At 69.7% G+C, this 16,427-nt stretch carries 14 protein-coding genes and 2 pseudogenes; 12 read left to right on the top strand and 4 right to left on the bottom strand.

What is annotated here, in order from left to right; translation table 11 throughout:
- Positions 1 to 24: 24 nt before the first annotated feature.
- The 3 genes from ACWD6R_RS20480 to ACWD6R_RS20470 all read right to left on the bottom strand — a co-directional run bounded on the left by ACWD6R_RS20480 (position 25) and on the right by ACWD6R_RS20470 (position 1,486).
- Positions 25 to 498 carry a succinate dehydrogenase hydrophobic membrane anchor subunit gene (locus tag ACWD6R_RS20480; RefSeq protein ID WP_327244726.1) on the bottom strand — a complete coding sequence of 158 codons (474 nt, stop codon included), beginning with the start codon at positions 496 to 498 and terminating at the stop codon, positions 25 to 27.
- Between the two features lie 5 nt (positions 499 to 503).
- A complete protein-coding gene (gene sdhC / locus ACWD6R_RS20475) occupies positions 504 to 884 on the bottom strand; it encodes a succinate dehydrogenase, cytochrome b556 subunit (protein WP_266982339.1) in 381 nt (126 codons plus the stop codon).
- 185 nt (positions 885 to 1,069) lie between these two features.
- A complete protein-coding gene (locus ACWD6R_RS20470) occupies positions 1,070 to 1,486 on the bottom strand; it encodes a 2-oxo-4-hydroxy-4-carboxy-5-ureidoimidazoline decarboxylase (protein ID WP_451820026.1) in 417 nt (138 codons plus the stop codon).
- Positions 1,487 to 1,916: 430 nt separating this feature from the next.
- Between ACWD6R_RS20470 and ACWD6R_RS20465 the strand changes: the two genes are divergently transcribed.
- The 10 genes and pseudogenes from ACWD6R_RS20465 to ACWD6R_RS20420 all read left to right on the top strand — a co-directional run bounded on the left by ACWD6R_RS20465 (position 1,917) and on the right by ACWD6R_RS20420 (position 13,513).
- Positions 1,917 to 3,527: a beta-N-acetylhexosaminidase gene (locus ACWD6R_RS20465; RefSeq protein WP_451819989.1), complete on the top strand. Its 1,611-nt coding sequence runs from the start codon at positions 1,917 to 1,919 to the stop codon at positions 3,525 to 3,527.
- Positions 3,528 to 3,604: 77 nt separating this feature from the next.
- Complete coding sequence (locus tag ACWD6R_RS20460; RefSeq protein WP_451819988.1) at positions 3,605 to 4,309, top strand: DUF4328 domain-containing protein; 705 nt, start codon at positions 3,605 to 3,607, stop codon at positions 4,307 to 4,309.
- A 134-nt stretch (positions 4,310 to 4,443) separates the two neighbouring features.
- Complete coding sequence (locus tag ACWD6R_RS20455; RefSeq protein WP_451819987.1) at positions 4,444 to 5,013, top strand: hypothetical protein; 570 nt, start codon at positions 4,444 to 4,446, stop codon at positions 5,011 to 5,013.
- A gap of 658 nt (positions 5,014 to 5,671) precedes the next feature.
- Positions 5,672 to 6,961, top strand: coding sequence for a serine hydrolase domain-containing protein (locus tag ACWD6R_RS20450; RefSeq protein WP_451819986.1), 1,290 nt, complete (start codon positions 5,672 to 5,674; stop codon positions 6,959 to 6,961).
- A 54-nt stretch (positions 6,962 to 7,015) separates the two neighbouring features.
- The gene (locus tag ACWD6R_RS20445) at positions 7,016 to 8,956 is read left to right on the top strand and encodes a dipeptide ABC transporter ATP-binding protein (protein ID WP_451819985.1); all 1,941 of its coding nucleotides are present in this window, start codon (positions 7,016 to 7,018) and stop codon (positions 8,954 to 8,956) included.
- On the top strand, positions 8,949 to 9,899 hold the full coding sequence (locus ACWD6R_RS20440; protein ID WP_451819984.1) for an ABC transporter permease: 951 nt from the start codon (positions 8,949 to 8,951) through the stop codon (positions 9,897 to 9,899). The genes ACWD6R_RS20445 and ACWD6R_RS20440 overlap by 8 nt, the downstream gene beginning before the upstream one ends.
- The gene (locus ACWD6R_RS20435; protein WP_451819983.1) at positions 9,896 to 10,720 is read left to right on the top strand and encodes an ABC transporter permease; all 825 of its coding nucleotides are present in this window, start codon (positions 9,896 to 9,898) and stop codon (positions 10,718 to 10,720) included. The genes ACWD6R_RS20440 and ACWD6R_RS20435 overlap by 4 nt, the downstream gene beginning before the upstream one ends.
- 13 nt (positions 10,721 to 10,733) lie before the next feature.
- On the top strand, positions 10,734 to 11,177 hold the full coding sequence (locus tag ACWD6R_RS20430; RefSeq protein ID WP_451819982.1) for a hypothetical protein: 444 nt from the start codon (positions 10,734 to 10,736) through the stop codon (positions 11,175 to 11,177).
- A gap of 36 nt (positions 11,178 to 11,213) precedes the next feature.
- Positions 11,214 to 12,548: pseudogene (locus ACWD6R_RS20425) on the top strand (ABC transporter substrate-binding protein); the annotation flags it as partial.
- On the top strand, positions 12,530 to 13,513 hold the full coding sequence (locus ACWD6R_RS20420) for an erythromycin esterase family protein (protein ID WP_451819981.1): 984 nt from the start codon (positions 12,530 to 12,532) through the stop codon (positions 13,511 to 13,513). The pseudogene ACWD6R_RS20425 and the gene ACWD6R_RS20420, both read left to right, overlap by 19 nt.
- Positions 13,514 to 13,706: 193 nt before the next feature.
- On the opposite strand, the pseudogene ACWD6R_RS20415 reads toward ACWD6R_RS20420, so the two are convergent.
- Positions 13,707 to 13,958, bottom strand: a pseudogene (locus ACWD6R_RS20415) (membrane dipeptidase); the annotation flags it as partial.
- Between the two features lie 576 nt (positions 13,959 to 14,534).
- On the opposite strand from ACWD6R_RS20415, the gene ACWD6R_RS20410 reads away from it, so the two are divergent.
- Together ACWD6R_RS20410 and ACWD6R_RS20405 are read left to right on the top strand one after the other, a co-directional pair.
- Positions 14,535 to 15,254, top strand: a complete 720-nt coding sequence (locus ACWD6R_RS20410; RefSeq protein WP_451820025.1) for an RNA polymerase sigma factor — start codon at positions 14,535 to 14,537, stop codon at positions 15,252 to 15,254.
- Positions 15,233 to 16,378, top strand: a complete 1,146-nt coding sequence (locus tag ACWD6R_RS20405; protein ID WP_451819980.1) for a hypothetical protein — start codon at positions 15,233 to 15,235, stop codon at positions 16,376 to 16,378. Before ACWD6R_RS20410 ends, ACWD6R_RS20405 begins: the two co-directional genes overlap by 22 nt.
- The last annotated feature ends 49 nt before the right edge of the window (positions 16,379 to 16,427 follow it).

The raw sequence follows: 16,427 nt of genomic DNA, 5'->3' as shown, positions 1-16,427 counted from the left end.
CCTCTGGTCCCTCTGGCCCGGTGCCTAGCGGATGTTCGGGTCGAAGGTGAAGATCACCAGCGTGCCCAGCAGGACGGTGAACACCGTGGCGGTGTACAGCAGCATCTTCAGCCAGAAGCGGGTGTTGTCCCGTTCGGCGTAGTCGTTGATGACCGTACGGAGGCCGTTGGCGCCGTGCAGCATGGCCAGCCACAGCATCGCCAGGTCCCAGACCTGCCAGAACGGCGAGGCCCAGCGGCCCGCCACAAAGGCGAAGCCGATCTTGGAGACACCGCCGTCCAGCACGAGCTGGATCAGCAGGTGGCCGATGACCAGGACGACGAGCACGATGCCCGACAGGCGCATGAAGAGCCAGGCGTACATCTCGAAGTTGGTGCGCGAACCCTTGGGGGTCTTGCCCGTCCGCTTGCGCGGGGGCTCGATGACCGGGGCCGGGTGGTCGACGTCGTAGAGGCTGACGCCTTCGACGGCGCCGATCGCGGAGGACTCGGTGGACATTGGCCTCAGCTCCCGAAGACTGCGCGTACGGCGTGGCCGAGGACGGGGTACAGGGCCCCGACCATCAGCACGATCCAGATGCCCACGGCGGACCAGAGCATTTGCTTCTGGTAGCGCGGGCCCTTGGCCCAGAAGTCCACGGCGACGATACGGAGACCGTTCAGCGCGTGGAAGAGAATCGCGGCCACCAGGCCGTATTCGAGGAGCGCGACAGGCCAGGTCTTGTACGTGGCCACGACGTTGTCGTAGGCCTCGGGGGAGACACGGACGAGAGCGGTGTCCAGGACGTGTACGAACAGGAAGAAGAAAATGAGGACACCGGTGACTCGATGAGCCACCCACGACCACATGCCTTCCCGGCCGCGGTACAGCGTTCCAGCCGGCACGGAAGAACCCTCCGGGAGCGGGGATTGGGGTCGGCCGGCTTGACTGTCGGTCTGACCCGGCCGGGTACGGTCCACCGGCCCCGGCCATCGTAGCGACGGTTTGTCGGTTCGCTCGCGCCGGGGCCTCTGGTGTGATCAAAGTGGCAATGAAACAGGCACGGACGGGCTAGGGCCTCTCGTCCGGATCATGCCGGCCCGGCGCCCGTCACCAGCTCGATGATGCGGCCCCGGGCGAGCCGGCGCATCTCGTCCGCCGTGACCACCCGCTCCTCGTCGGGGTCGTGGCCCAGCCTGGCCCGGATGCCGGCCAGCACCTGGTCAGGGTGCTCGGCGGGGCGGAAGGCGTCGAGGCAGATCACGAAGACATGGCCGAAGCGGCTCTCGTACGCGGCATGCGCGGCGCTCAGCGCGAGATGCGCGGAGTGCGGTGCGGCGTGGTGCAGCCCCGGGGAGACCTCGGCGGCGAGCGCCTCGGCGAGATCCGCGGGCGCCATGTCGTACCCCGCCTCGTCTGCGGCGGCGAGGAGGGCGTCCAGGTCGGGGTACGGGCGGTGAGCGGCCAGCCGCTGCGCCCAGCGGGCACTGCCGCAGCAGCCGAGCAGCGCGGCTTCGGCGTCGGTGGTGGGTGCGGTGTTGAACCGGTCGAGGCCGAGGGGGCGGGCACTGACGCAGGCCGGGGCCGGGCCGCAGTTCTGGGCGGGGAGCGCGGGCGGGCCGACCCGCTGCTGCGGTGGTTCCGGGAGGCCGGCGTGGGACTCGCTGGGCCTGGACAGCGTGGGACTCCTCGAAACGTCGGCATCTCTGTGAGCCTGGTGCGGTGAGGGGGATCGGAAACCAGGGAGACACAGGGTGAAGGGAGAGACGAATGTGCCCCAACGCTATCGGGGCCAGGCAACGGTCGTGCGACGGATGCACGAATTTCACCCGGAAGGGAGAGTTTCGGAGCGTCTGATGGACGATTCATCGAGGAGAATGCCCGGCTATCTCCTTATTTCTTTCCTTTTGCCCCCAACAGCCGGAGGTTTCTGACCGATGTCGCCCTCACGCGGAGCCCTCGCGGCCGGTGCGGCCCTGGTCGCGGCAGCCGCCGTGACGATCACCGTCGTCGTCTGGCCGGAAGGTGCGGACACCGGACGCCCGGGGGAGGCGTCCGTGGCCGGCGTCTCCTCGCACGCCTCCCTCACCCCCTCGCCGACCCGCAGTTATCCGCTCTCCACGGCGCCCCGGACCATCCCCGCCGTACGCGAGCACATCGCCGCCCGCGGCCCCGGCTGGCGGCCGGGCCCGACCAGCAGCGTCGTGATCGCCGGGGGCAGCGGACCGCTCGCGGACGAGGCGCAGCTGCTCGCCAAGGAGCTGAAGATCCGTTACCGGGGCGCCGTCCCGGCCCGTGCGGGCGATGTCGAGCTGGCCCTCGGAGCCCCCGGTGGCGGGGCCCCCGAGTCGTACACCCTGAAGACCCACGACCGGCGGGTCGTCATCACCGGCCCCGACCAGGCGGGTGTCTTCTACGGAACCCGCACGCTGAAGCAGTCGCTGCACGCCGACCGCATGATGCCCGAGGGCGAGGTGCGCGACCGTCCCGACCGGCCGCAGCGCGGACTCAACCTCGACATCGCGCGCAAGTACTACACGGTCGGCTGGATCGAGGACCGGCTGCGCGACATGGCCGACCTCAAGCTCAACCAGCTCGGCCTGCACTTCTCCGACGACCAGGCGTTCCGGATCCAGTCCGACACCCACCCCGAGGTGGTGTCGCCCCAGCACCTCACCAAGGCGGAGGTCCGTCAGATCCTCGGCCTCGCGGGCCGGCTGCACATCGACGTGGTCCCCGAGATCGACTCACCGGGCCATCTGGGCGCCGTCCTGCGCGCCCATCCGGACCTCCAGCTGCGCAACACGGCGGGCGTGCGCTCGATCGGATCGCTCGACATCTCCAATCCGGGCGCGGCGAAACTCATCGACGAACTGATCGGCGAGTTCGCTGAGCTCTTCGGCGGTGCGTACTGGCACCTGGGCGGGGACGAGTACCGCGCGCTGATGGTGAAGGACCCGGCTGCCTCGTACCCGCAGCTCCAGCGCGCCGCCCAGCAGAAGTACGGACCGGCGGCCGGAATCAAGGACCTTGCCACCGGCTGGCTCAACGACCGCGCGGCGATGGTGCGCCCGCACGGGCAGCATCCCAAGGCCTGGAACGACGGCTTCTTCCGCGGCGGAACCGTCCAGGCCGACAAGAACATCGAGGTCGAGTACTGGACGGGCAGGGAGTACGGTGCCCGGCCGCCGGAGGAGTATCTGAACGAGGGCCGGCGCGTGGTGAACCTCAACGACGAGTTCCTCTATTACGTGCTCGGCCAGCCCAATGCGTTCGTCTACCCGACCGGGAAGCGGATCTACGATCAGTGGACCCCGTTCGTCCTGCGCGGCACGCAGCCGGTACCGGCCCGCTACTCGAAGCAGATCCTGGGCGGCCGGTTCGCGGTCTGGGGCGACCTGCCGCAGGCGCAGACCCCGGCGCAGGTGGCGGCAGGGATCCGGATGCCGCTGCGGGCCACGGCCCAGAAACTCTGGGATCCGAGGAGGCCGACGCTGAGCTGGGGTCAGTTCCAGGCGCTCGCCGGAGAGATCGACCGGATGGGCTGAGCGGGTGGCGGGGGGATCCTCTAGGCTCCGCTTGCCGTGTGCCCAGCGGGGACATACGCAGACCCCGGGGGATCCGCATGTCGTCCATACCGCCCATGCCGCCCATGCCGCCCATGCCGCCCCTGCCGTCGGAGCGGCTGCGATCGCCGGTGGGACTCTCGTACGCCGTGGTCTTCCTGATCGCGCTGTGCGTGCTGACCGACCTCGGAAGTCTGCTGCTGGCCGTCTACGGTTACGGTCTGCACGGCTCCGGCGCGGCGGGGCACGGGAGCGACGGGCGCTTCGACACCTTCTACTCCGCGCTGACGTCGTCCCAGGGGCTGACCTTTCTGGCCGCCGGGATCACCTTCCTGGTCTGGCTCCGGCGGGTCCGGGTGAACGCGGAGGTCTTCCGGCCGGACGGGCACCACCACAGCCGCCTCTGGGTCTTCTGGGGCTGGGTCGTTCCCCTTGCGAACCTCTGGTACCCGCGGCGCATCGTCGTCGACATCTGGCGGGCGTCCACCCCGGCCGGACCGGGCGGGGAGGCACCCCGTCCGCGGCTGTGGGCCATCAATGTCTGGTGGGCGTGCTGGCTGGTGAGCAGTCTGCTGACGTTCGTCGCGGCGGAGCCGTCCTCGGACCTCATGGGGACGCCCGGGTTCACCGAGGCCATCGCATTCATGATCGCCTACGACGTCCTCGACATGGTGGCCGCGTGGTTGATCGTCTCCGTGGTCCGCGGGGTGACGCAGATGCAGTACGTCGTGGCCCACTCGGGACCGGTCGCCGCTTCCGCCTGACGCCGTGGGGGGCGTTTTCCGGACTGTCGCCGTGACGCTTTTGAGCCATCTGGCGCTGTAAGCGGTAAGCGGTAAGAGGAAGCGCCGCGTCCCCGTGCGGACCCGTACGGGGACAGGCCGACGGGGAGAAGCCGATGAGCCTGCTGGAACTGATCGCCGCCGCCGACGAACGGGGGCTCGCCGCGAGCGCGGTCGCCTGCCTCGACCGCTGCCTGCCACAGCCCGCCGAGGGCTCCGACCCGGATCCGCTGCGTCCGCTGTGGGCCGGTTGCGCGGACGGCGAGGCGTGGCCGGACCGCCTGGCGGAGGCGCGCCAGGCGCTGGACGGTGCGGAGGAAGCGGAGACGCAGACGCAGATACGGCAGCTGCTCGCCCACGCGCCCGCGGACCGGGCTGCTCCAGGGGTCCGGGAGTGGGCGGACGCGTGCTCGCTGCTGGCCCTGGAGGTCCACCTCGGGCAGGACGCGACGCCCGGTGCCAGGGCGGATCTGCTGAGGCGCTGCCGCGAAGGCGATCCGGCGGGGGCGGGACCGCTGGTGGCCGGGGAAGTACGCCGCCAGATCCGCATCCTGGAGATGCTTGCGGATTCCGGTACGGGGGCTGCGGGCCTGCGCCAGGTGCGGGACGCGTCGACGGAGGGACAACGAGTGCTGCGCGCGGCGACGGCGCGGAGGGCGCGGGGGCGCGGACCGGGCGGGGAGTGACCGGGCCCGTCCGGTAACCGTTCTGTCCTCCATCGCATCGCCGGACGGTGAAGGTGTCCTCCGGTCGCCGGCGGGTTTGATCGCAAGCACGCCCGGCGATCGAGGACACGGCAGGCCCGTCCGGTGTGCGACGGTTCGCGACAGCCTGGACTGTGTGCGGCGAGCCTTGGATTCGCGAGGCGTTCACCCATGCGCCCCACCCCGGAGGGGAATGGTGCAGCCGCCGGGAAGCCCGGGCGAAGGACACCCGCAGTCCGGCGCACCAGCGGAGGAGCCGCCCCTCACCGGCCGAACAGAGCCCCGGCTACCGGGCGTTCTTCGGACACTGAGCGGGTGGCGCACACCGGGCAGCCCCGGGGGATTCCCCGGAAGAACGAGGACGACCGGGGCCGCCACCCCTGGCCGATGGAGCCATGATGCGTCTCTGGCCAGGCACTTTGTTGTCCGAGTGGAGATTCTCGCTTTCCGCCTGGGCCAGCCCCTCTCCAGGTGTTTCTGACTGTTCCTGGCCGCTGTTGGTCATGCGTTGGTCACGCGTCCAATGGCCGGGGGTACGGCCACTGATGGTGCCGGGCCTGGTCGTATCCACGAAATGAGATGAGAGCGATGGTCGCCGTGGACGAACCAGGAGCGGCTCCCGCCGTCTACGGTCGGGCGAATGAGCGAACTGCATGACATCGGGGGTTGGCTGCGGGAGCGGCTGCCGCAGCTATTGGCCGAACATGGTGTGCCGGGGGCTGCCGTGGCCGTCGGCGCCGGCACGGAGGTGGTCGAAGCGGCGGCCGGGGTGCTGAGCACTGCGACGGGGGTGGAGGCGACGGTCGACTCGGTGTTCCAGATCGGGTCGATCACCAAAGTGCTCACCGCTACGCTGGTGATGCAGCTGGTCGGCGAAGGCAGAGTGGCTCTCGACGCGCCGGTCCGGACCTACCTTCCCGGGTTCCGGGAGGCGACCGTACGCCAACTGCTGTGCCACACCTCCGGTTTCGAAGGTGATGTCTTCACCGACACCGGCAAGGGCGACGACTGTCTGGCCGCGTACGTGGACCTCCTGGCGGAGGTGCCGCAGATCTTCGAGCCCGGGGCGATGTTCTCGTACAACAACGCGGGCTACTGCGTGCTGGGACGCATCGTCGAGCTTGTGCGGGGCAAGCCCTTCGACGCGTGCATGCGGGATCATCTGTTCACGCCGCTGGGCATGACGCACGCGGCGAACGACCCGTACGAAGCGATCGTCCACCGTGCGGCGGTGGGCCATCTCGGCGGGAAACCGTCCGCGGTCTGGGCGATGGCCCGCTCGAACGCCCCGGCGGGGTCGATGCTCGCGATGACCCCTCGCGATCTGCTGGCCTTCGCCCGGATCCACCTCGCGGACGACGGTCTCCGCGCCATGCTGCAGCCGCAGGTCGCGCTGCCGGACATCGGCTGGGGCACGGCCTGGGGTCTGGGCTGGGAGCTCTACGATCTGCCGGGTGGCCTGGTCTTCGGCCATGACGGCAACACCATCGGACAGTCTGCGGTCCTGCGCGTCGTTCCCGGCCGTGACCTGGCAGTGGCGGTCTTCACCAACGGCGGTGATCCCAAGCCGCTGAGGGAGGAGATCCTCGGCCGGGTCCTGGAGCTGCCCGGGGAGCCGGTTCCGGATCCGGCGGTCCGCCTGAACGCGCGGCGCTGCGTGGGCACTTATCTGTCGAGTACGGGCGAGACCAGGGTGGGTGAGGACGAGCAGGGCAGGCTCTGGCTCGACCATGTTCCCCTCGGTGTCACGGCGGAGCTCGGCGACGAGAGCTACCGGACGGAGCTGGTCGCCTGGCGTGGCGATTCCCTCCTCCCCGTCGAGCCCGGCCATGGACCGGTGGCGTTCCTGGGAGACGACGGCGAAGGGCGTGCGCGCTACCTGCACACGGGCCGCGCCGACGTTCGTTCGTCCCGACGAACCCAGGGCTGAACACTCGCCGTCCCGGACGAACATCACATGCGCCGCGGCCCTCAATATCGGCGAATGGATGTGCGCAAGAGTTTGACGCTCCGGGACCTGTCGGTCGAGATCCGGCGTGGCGACCGTGTCGTCAGGCCCGTCGCGAACGTCAGCCTTGAGCTGGAACGCGGCGAGACCCTGGGGATCGTCGGAGAGACCGGTTCCGGCAAGTCGATGACCGGTCTCGCGATCATGGGAATGCTTCCCTCCGGTGGCCGGGTGACCGGCGGGTCGATCGATTTCGCCGGCCGGGATCTGCTCGCGATGGAGCCGAGGCGGTACCGCGGCAACGAGATCGCCATGATCTTCCAGGACTCACTGACCTCGCTGAACCCGACCAAGAAGATAGTCGAGCAGGTGGCCGAACCCGTCCGCCTGCATCGCAAGGAGTCCAGGCGCGCTGCCCGTGAACGCGCCCTGGAGATGCTCGCCCGGGTCGGTGTTCACCGGGACGGCTACCCGCACCAGTTCTCCGGCGGCCAGCGCCAGCGCGTGATGATCGCCATGGCGCTGGTCTGCGAGCCCGAGATCGTCATCGCGGACGAACCCACCACGGCCCTCGATGTGACGGTCCAGGCCGAGATCCTCGATCTCCTCGACGACCTGCGGTCCCAGCGTGGCATGTCGATGATCCTGATCACCCACGACATGGGGGTGATCGCCCAGCGGGCCGACCGGGTCGGGGTGATGTACGGCGGTCGCGTGGCCGAGTCCGCACCCACGGCGGACATCTTCGGCAAAACCCGGCACCGGTACACCCAGGCTCTGCTGTCCTCGATCCCCACCCTGGGCCAGGACAAGGGCGAGGAGCTGTTCAGCATCCCGGGTTCGCCGCCCGACCTGGCCAAGCCGGAGCCCGGCTGCCCGTTCGCGCCGCGCTGCGACGCGGCCACGGACCGGTGTCGCGAGGAGCAGCCGCCATTCGTCGACTCCTACGCCTGCTGGCACCCGGTCACCGGCCCGGCAGAAGGCAGCACGCGGGGACGGTTCCCGTCGAAGGAGGGAACGGAAAGCAAGGAGAGCAAGGAGAGCGGCGAGACGCTCCTGCGCGTTGTCGACCTGGTCCGCGAGCACCCTGCGGGCCGCCGCACCGTCAAGGCGGTCTCCGGTGTGAGCTTCGAGGTGGCGGCCGGAGAGACCTTCGGCCTGGTCGGCGAGTCCGGCTGCGGAAAGTCGAGCCTGGGCCGTCTGCTCGTCGGCCTGGACCGCCCCGACAGCGGCGAGGTCCTCTTCGAAGGGGATCGGCTCGTCCGGCCGCGCAAGGCCGTACAGATGATGTTCCAGGACTCCAGTGCGGCCCTCGACCCGAGGATGCGCGTCGGCCGCATCCTTCGCGAACCCCTGGTCATCCAGGGTGTTGGTGACCGGCCGGAGCGGGTGCGGCGGCTCCTCGACGACGTCGGTCTCCCTGAGGGCGTACTCGACCGATACCCCTACGAACTCTGCGGCGGCCAGCGTCAGCGCGTCGGCCTGGCACGCGCCCTCGCCCTGGAACCGCAGGTCCTGATCGCCGACGAACCGGTCAGCGCCCTGGATGTCTCCATCCGCTCCCAGATCCTCAACCTCATGCGCCGGATCCAGCTGGAGCGCGGCCTCAGCAGTGTGGTCATCTCGCACGATCTCGCGGTCGTGCGCTATCTCGCCGACCGCGTCGGTGTCATGTACCTCGGCAAGCTCGTCGAGACCGGTACGACCGACGAGGTGCACGGCGCCCCCGCCCATCCCTACACGGCGGGCTTGCTGGCAGCCGTCCCCGAGGGCGAACGCGCCGGGGCGGGCGTGCGCGGCGAACCGCCCAGCCCCGTCGATCCGCCCAGCGGCTGCCGCTTCCGCACCCGCTGTGCGCTGAGTACGGACAAGTGCGCCCAGGTCGAACCGCCACTCACACCGCTCACCCGTACCCAGAGCGCCGGCGCCCAACTGGTGGCCTGCCACTACCCGCTGCAAGGGAACCGCAATGGCTAGATATCTGCTCCACCGCCTGGTGGTCTCGGTTCTCGTCCTGCTCGGGATATCGGTGGTCGTGTTCCTGCTGCTGCACCTGGTCTCCGCCAGTCCGGGCCGGATCGTGCTCGGCCAGCGGGCCTCGCCCCAGGCGGTGGCGGCCTTCAACCACGACCACGGCTTCGACCGCTCGCTGATCGCGCAGTACCTGAGCTATCTGGGCCAGCTGCTCCACGGCGATCTGGGCCGCTCCTACACGCTGAACGAGAACGTCTCCACCCTGCTCGCCCAGAACTCCGGCCGCAGCGCGATGCTGTCCCTCGCCGGTCTGGTCCTCGCACTGATCGTCGCGGTTCCGCTCGGCATCCTCCAGGCGGTACGACGCAACAGCATCGCCGACCGGGCGGCCACGGCCTCTTCGTACGTCCTTTACGCCATGCCGTCGTTCCTGCTCGGCCTGGTGCTGATCGCGGTGTTCAGCCAGACGCTGCAGATCTTCCCGGCCGAGGCGTCCCAGTCGCATTCACCCTGGGTGGTCTTCACCGATCCACGGGCCATGGCACTGCCCGTCATCACCCTGGCCTGCGGAAGCGTCACCATTTTCGCGCAGTATCAGCGCTCCTCGGCGCTGGATCAGCTCGGCCAGGACTACATCCGGGTCGCGCGGGCCAAAGGCCTGCCGGAACGCCTGGTCCTGCTCCGCCATCTGCTCCGCAACGCCAGCCTGCCGTTGATCACGCTGGTCGGCACGCTGGTCCCCACCCTGCTCGCCGGGAACCTCATCGTGGAGTCGCTCTTCAACTACCCGGGCCTCGGCCTGCTCTTCCTGAACAGCCTGCAACGCGAGGACTATCCCCTTCTCCTCGCCTACACGCTCATCGGCGGTTTCCTGACCGTGGCCGGCAGCTTCATCGCCGACCTCCTGGTCGCAGCCGCCGACCGCCGAATCGAGTTGAGAAAATGAGGCGGCATCCGCTCGCGCTCGCCGGTGGCCTGCTCCTGGTGTTCATCGCCGGGTTCTGCTTCCTCGGCCCACTGATCCATCCGACCAACCAGACCGATGTGGACCTGGTCAACGCGGCCCTGCCGCCAGGTAACGGCCATCTGCTCGGCACCGACACCAACGGCTTCGACGTACTCGGCCGGCTGATGACCGGGGGCCGGCTGTCGCTGGAGATCGGCCTGCTGGCCGCGCTCTTCTCGACCACGATCGGCACGGTCTACGGTGCGGTCGCCGGGCTCGCCGGAGGCGTGGTCGACGGATTTCTGATGCGCCTGGTCGATGTGATGCTGTCGATCCCGTTCCTGTTCGTCGTGCTGATCCTCTCGGCACGGTACGCAGCCAACGCGGTCTCCCTCAGCCTCGTCATCGGGGGCTTCTCCTGGCTCCTCTCGGCCCGGCTGATCCGCGGCGAGGTACTGGCGCTGCGCGTAAGGGAGTTCGTCCTGTCGGCGAAGGTCATGGGCGCTTCACGGCGGCGGATCATCTTCACCCACCTGATCCCCAACGCCCTCGGCGTGATCATCATCAACGCCACGTTCCAGGTGGCCGACGCGATCATCGTCGTCTCCGCGCTGGGCTTCCTGGGCTTCGGGATGACCTACCCCACAGCGGACTGGGGCAGCCAACTCGCCGACGGGGCCAGCTATCTCTCGGCCGGCTACTCATGGCTGGTCTATCCCGTGGGCGCCTGCATCGTCCTCACGGTCCTCGCCCTGAACCTGCTCGCGGACGCGCTCAGGGACGCCATCGGGCGGCCAACTTCACCTACGAGTCAGAACTGAGGGAGACAGCACCATGCGTGGACGTATCTCGATCGTGCTCGTCGCCCTGCTCACCCTGGCGGGGTGCAGCGGAGACGGCGGCACGGCCCAGGACATCGCCAGGACGCCCCCGAAGCAGACCGGCGTACCCAAGAACGGCGGCACGGCCGTCGTTGCACTGACTCCGGGGCTCAGCCCGAACTACATCTACCCCTACCCGCCGGCCTCGTCGAGCGGCACGGTGATCGCCCGCGGCCAGCTGTGGCGCTCGCTCTACCGGCCGAGCGGCGAGGGCGACCAGATCGTCGACACCGCGTCGAGCCTGGCCGATCCGCCGGTCTACAGCAAGGACCGCAAGACCGTGACGATCAAGATGAAGGAGTACAAGTGGTCCACCGGCAGACCCGTCACGGCCGCCGACGTCGTCTTCTCCCTCGATCTGCTCAAGGCCGGGCTGGCCGAGTCCCCGGCTAACTAAAGCTTCTACACGCCGGGGCAGTTCCCGGACGGCGTCAGTGCCAAGGCGACAGCGGCGGACACCCTGACGCTCACCCTGGGCACCGCCTACAACCCGTCCTACCTGCTCTCCGTACTCTCCCTGCTGTACATCATGCCGTCGGCCGAGTGGAACATCGCCCGCACCGACGGCCCGCACCTGGACTTCACCCGGCCCAAGAACGCCAAGGCGATCTACCGCTACCTCACCAAGGAGTCGGCCGACCAGAAGTCCTTCGCGGCCAACCCGCTCTGGCAGGTCGTCAACGGGCCGTACCGGCTGAAGTCCTTCGACCCGACGACCGGCTCCTACTCCCTGGCCGCGAACAAGGCCTACAGCGGGCCGGGTGAGAAGCGGCTCGACCAGGTCGACTTCAAGGCGTTCACCTCCGCCTCGGCGGTGCTCAACCAGATGAAGGCCGGCAACCTCACCGTCGGAACCCTGGACTCCGGCTTCATCTCGCAGGCCGCCGCCCTGAAGGCCAAGGGGTACAACGTCTACGGCGCCCCGGCACCGGCCCGCTTCGACTCGCTGACGATCAACTTCAAGAACACCGTCAACAACTTCGACAAGGTGATCGCCCAGCCCTACGTCCGCCAGGCGCTCCAGCGGCTGATCGACCAGAAGGGCTATATCGCCAGCCGCGGCATCTACGGCGGCGCCGGTTCGGAGAACTACACCACGGGCGGAGTGGACTCCCCCTACCCGGCGTCCTTCGGCAGCACCGCACCGTACCCCTACGACGAGGACGCGGCCCGCAAGCTGCTCACCGACCACGGCTGGAAGGTCGTCCCCGGCGGCAGCACCACCTGTGAGAAGCCCGCCCTCTGCGGCTCAGGGATCAAGCAGGGGCAGACGATCAAGTTCACTCTCGCCTCGGCCGACACCCCCAAGTACGTCGGCGCCCGCGACATCGCCTTCGCATCGGCGGCCAAGAAGCTCGGCATCCGGGTCGACCTGGTCACCAAGTCCCTCAACTACATGTACGCCAACTACGGCAACTCCTTCGCCCCGGCCAAGTCCAACGAGTGGGCGATGCAGGACGAGGGCGCGCTCTACCAGGCAGCCGGATACCCGACCAGCAACACGGTGTTCAACACGGGCGGCAGCTTCAACCTGGGCTCCTACACCGACCCCGAGGCCGACAGGCTGATCAACGCCTCGACCTTCGGCGCGGACTCCAAGGCGCTCTCCGCCGAGGTCACCGCGGTCAGCAAGGACCTGCCCGTGCTCTTCCTCCCCACCCCCGACACCCTGGTGGTCTGGAAGAAGACACTGTCCGGACCGAGCTCCTCCTTCCAGGCGCTGCTCAGCAGCCTCTACACGCCGGAACAATGGTTCTTCCACAACTGATCACCGAGCTGCCCCGCGACGTCCGGGTGGTCGCGCTCGGCGAGGACGCGCACAACATCACCGAGTTCTACGAGCTCAAGGACCGGATCCTGCGGTACCTGGTGGAGCGCCACGGGTTCACCGCCTTCGTCATGGAGTCCGGGTTCGCCGAGGGGCTGGGCGTCGACGCCTGGCTCCGCGGCAGCCCGGGCGAGGTGGCGGACATCGCCAGGGAAGGCATCACGTACCGGTTCGGTGAATGCGCGCCGATGCACCGGCAGTTGGAGTGGATGCGCTCCTGTGGGACCGGTTTTTACGGAATGGACCTGCCGGGCTCCTCCACCTCGCCGGGACCGGCGGTCCGGGCGGTCGCCGACCGGATGCCGGGCTGGGACCTGGGCGAGCTGCTCGGCCTGAGCGAACTGGGCGGCCGGACCGAGGCGGCGGTCCGGTTCGCGGCGCTGTCGCCTCCCGAACGGAATCGGCTCCGCACGGGTCTGCGCGCGTTGGTCGCGCGGTCCGCCGGGGTCGCGGACGCGGTGGTACGCAGGGCCGCGGCCTCCGTCGCGGCGTTCCTCGCGGAACTGGAACCGGTGCCGGCCGGCAGCCCCTACCCGCGGGATGTCTTCATGGCGGAGACCGTGCGGTGGGTCCTGGAGCGGGAGGAGCGCATCGTCGTCAGCGCGCACAACGCACATGTGCGACGGACGCCGTTCGAGGGGCGCCCGATGATGGGCGGCCTGCTGCACGAGGCGCTGGGCTCCGAGTTGGCCGTCATCGGAATGACATGCGGCTCGGGTCCTGCGATCCGCTTCGTGGAGCGTTCACCCCGGCCCTTCGACTGGGACGTCCTGCTGGAGGAGCGGGAGCCGACCGGGCCGGGCGACCCCGGTGCGGAGTACGACGCACTGATCCACCTCGACCACGCCACCTTGATCCCCGGGGCCTTCGAACGGCTCCGTGCCGAGTTTCAGGAGTACCGATGAAGTATCCGCCCACCCGGACCGTCGAGGTCGTCGCGGATGTCGCCGGGGTCCGGGTGCCGGACCCGTACCGCTGGCTGGAGGAGGAGACGCCTGAGGTCCGTCAGTGGCAGCAGGCCCAGGCCGAACTTGCCTCCTCCGTCGTCTTCGAGGGCCTGGACCCCTCCGCCGTACGGGAGTTGGTGCTCGCTCATTACGCCGGGGCCCGGGCCAGGACGTGGGCGCACTCGATCATCCGCAGGGTCTGCCGCAGTGCGCCCTCGGGCTGGTACGGCGCGTCGATGAACACGGGCAGTACCTGCAAGTCGATTCCGCCCGCGCGCAGTTGAGGAAGCCAGCGCTCCCTGAAGAAGGAGCCCCAGCGCTTCGGGGGCCGGGCGGCGACCGCACACAACAGATCGTTGTGAGCGTCGGCGACGACAGCGCGATGGTGGAGCTCCTCGAACATCGTGGCCTTTCCGGGCGGCCCCGGTCGGGGCCGATCGCCGAAACGGAGAGTAGACCCCCTCCAAGCCGCACGATTGGTGCCGCCGGATGAAATGGAACCCGGGTTCTTGAAGCGTCGCACCACTCGGCAGCAGCGTTGATCGATGGCGCAAGGCGACCTGACGAGCAGTCACAGACAAGATCTGCCGGTACTCGGAGGCGAGTACGCAGCAGGTAACCAACGACCTGGACGCAGGAATGCCCGGATGCGTTGGTCACGGTTTGCCGCGGTTGGTCACGCAGAAGCCCTGCGCCTCGGTGTATGGCCTGGTCGGAGCGGTGCGGCCGGAGGGACGACCGGGGCCGCCACCCCCCACAGGAGAGGCCCCGGTCGTCTTCCGCGGGGCCGCAGGACGACCCCGTACTCCTCTCAGCGCCGAGAGTGCGTTTTCTGTCACACCTCACTGTGTCCGAGAACGTTGCGGGTTGTACAAGTCATGGACGCGGCCCCTGCGAAGGACGTAGCGTGCTGAGTCGCGCAGGGTGGCGCGGCAGTGGTGACCAGCTGCGATTCAGGACAGCAGGGCGGGTTGAGGGAGTGCTGGGGGACGACGCGGAGCTGACCGCCGCGGTGCTCGCGGCACAGGACGGGGACGAGGACGCCTTCCGTTCTGTGTACCGCGCTGTGCAGCCGCGGCTGCTGGGCTACATACGAACGCTGGTGGGGGAGCCGGACGCCGAGGACGTGGCGTCCGAGTCCTGGCTGCAGATAGCGCGCGACCTCGACCGGTTCAGCGGAGACGCCGACCGGTTCCGCGGCTGGGCGGCGCGGATTGCCCGTAACCGGGCTCTCGACCATCTGCGAATGCGCGGCAGGCGCCCCGCGATCGGCGGCGACGAGACCGAACTGTCGGAGAAACCGGCCGAGTCCGACACCGCCGACGAGGCGATCGAGGCCCTGGCCACCGGCCGTACCATGTCCCTCATCGCCCAACTGCCGCAGGATCAGGCGGAGGCCGTCGTGCTGCGCGTGGTGGTCGGCCTGGATGCGAAGAGCGCGGCCCAGACGCTGGGCAAGCGGCCGGGAGCGGTACGTACCGCCGCGCACCGCGGACTGAAACGGCTGGCGGAGCTGCTCCGCGCGGACAGTGACGACGGCGGCGAGGAGGGCGCGTCGCAGGGATTTCTGCCGCACGGGAGCGCGGCAGGTCATGCGGCGGAACTCGGCGCCGTACCCGCGCAGCGCCTTTCCCGGACCGGTCTGGCGACGTCCGCCGGTGTGACGGATTCGCGTCCGTGGACGCAGAGGAACATGTGATGGCCGACGAGCAGGACGCATGGCTTGACAGGGACGCGGCGGAGCGACTGCTCCGCGGCGAACCGGTCGATCCCGGCGAGGGCCATGCGCGCGCCGACGCCGAACGGCTCGCGGCCGCGTTGGGCGCGGCTGCCCGCATTGCCCGCCCGGCCACCGGTGAACTGCCGGGCGAGGCCGCCGCGCTGGCCGCGTTCCGGACGGTCCCGCGCACCGCGCGCGCAGGGAAGCGGGCGACGGCATCGGCGGACGTGCGGTCGGCGGGACACGCCGCGAAGGGCAGCGGGCCAAAGACGCTGGGAACGGTACGCATCGGTCCTTCGGCCTCCCGGGGCGGCCGCACGCGTGCGCCGCGCTGGAGCCGTCCCGTCCGTTTCGGTCTTGCCGCCTCCCTCGCCGGCTGCGCTCTCGGCGGGGTGGCCGTCGCGGCAGGTGCGGGCGTGCTTCCCGGTCCGTTCGGCAAACACGCCAACCCGCTGCCGGCCTCCTCGGTATCGGCGTCCGCGTTTCCGGAGGAACGGGGCTCCGGGGGCGCGTCCGGCAGGGCGACCGCCCCGCCGTCGGGATCGCCGGACGTGAACCCGTCCCCGGAATCTTCCGGTGGAACCCACCAGGGCGAGGACGAACGGGACGGCACGCCCGGCCCGGTCGGAACGCCGGACGGGAGCGGAGCCCGGAACGGCGTGAGCGCCGGCCCCCGTTCCCCGGACGCGACCGACAGCAAGGGCACGCCCGGCGGCGGCCAGGACGACACGTCGGGTGTCTGGTTCGCCCGGACCGTCAAGGCGTGCCGCGACTACCGCGACGGCAAGCTCGACGACGCCCGCAGGCGCCGCCTCGAAAAGCTGGCCGACGGCGCCGCCAACCTGGACCGGTTCTGTCAGCGGATGTTCGACAAGGCCGGTGACGAGGGCGACCAGGAGCAGGGGAGCGGCGCCGACGAGCAGAACGGTGCCGACGAGCAGAACGGTGCCGACGCAGACGCGGCGGACCGGGCCGACGACAGTGCGGAGGCGCTCCAGTCGCTCTGGTTCGGGCCCGGTACCCCGACCCCGTCGGCCTCGGCGTCCCCGACCGGTGTCACCTCCCCGGCGGCCACGGCTCCGGCCGTCTCGGCCAACGGCTGAGCCGTTCCGGCCGCCCCGCCGGCACCGGGTGTGACACTTTTCGGCCCGT

Source organism: Streptomyces sp. NPDC005151 (assembly GCF_053599875.1).
This window is presented reverse-complemented; position numbering and strand designations above follow the sequence as displayed.